The sequence below is a fragment of the Neobacillus drentensis genome (genome assembly GCF_036966985.1).
In the GTDB taxonomy this organism is placed as follows: Bacteria; Bacillota; Bacilli; order Bacillales; family Cytobacillaceae; genus Neobacillus; species Neobacillus drentensis_E.
The window spans coordinates 1-1,009 of record NZ_JBALSN010000694.1 but is presented as its reverse complement, the minus strand read 5'-3'; the positions used below and the strand labels follow the sequence as shown (position 1 = coordinate 1,009).

The 1,009-nt window shown below is 29.2% G+C and carries 1 protein-coding gene; it reads left to right on the top strand.

The genetic code is table 11. The features are described from left to right. Positions 1–74: 74 nt before the first annotated feature. Positions 75–1,009: response regulator (locus V7659_RS30610; protein WP_335543778.1), on the top strand; the 935-nt coding region annotated here is incomplete at its 3' end.

Here is a 1,009-nt window from a genome sequence, read left to right as displayed (position 1 = left end):
ATAGAAAGTGAAATGAATAAATTCACAAAAGTAAAACTTATACTTCCTATACTAATGAAAAGGGAGAGCTAAATATGTATAAAATGCTTTTAGTTGAAGATGAGCCTATTGTAAGACTTGCTTTAAAGTCCTTGATAGATTGGAATAATTATGGTTTCGATGAGGTTTTAGAGGCATCTAATGGAAAGAAAGCTTTAGAGATAATTAAAGCTAGAGGGGATGTTGATATAGTAATAACAGACATTAATATGCCTGTTATGAATGGCATTGAGCTTATTGAGGAAAGTAGACGGCTTGGCATTAATACTGAGTTTTTAGTGTTAAGTGCTTATGATGATTATACACTTGTAAGAAGTGCCTTTAAGCTCGGAATAAATGATTATATTTTAAAAACAGAAATGGAACCGGATAAAATTCTTAAAATGGTTATGACTGCTTTAGAGGACGAAAAAAGAAAAAAAGGTAGTAAAAATCATAGTGTTAATAGAAATGAACTTGTTAGGAAATTAATTGCTGGAGATTTTACTGAGAAGGATTTGGAGAATAGTGCACTAAGATTAAAAGGAGAAAATTATATTTGCTGTTCTCTACTTATTGACAGTTTTCAGATAGTTAAAAAAAGGTATGAGGATAATGATCTTAAGGAACTTATGAGTTCTGTTACAAATGCTGTTATTCAACTGTTTGAAGTAGTAAATATGGGAGAAATTCTACCAATGTCTCCAGAAGAATATGGGATTATTTTAGCCTTCGACAATTCATATGTTAACTGTTTAAAGGAAAAACTTTCAGATATTTCAAATAAAATAAGAAATGCTCTTTTAAATTTCTTAAATATTGAAGTAACTATTGGTATAAGTGAGGTTAGCAGCGATATTACAAAGATAAGCTCACTAATTGATGAAGCACAGAAAAATGCTAGATTTAGATTTATTTATGGCAAGGGAAAAAATATTTATCCTGAGAATGTAGAAGAGTTAAATAAGATAAAGAAAAATAAGAATTACAA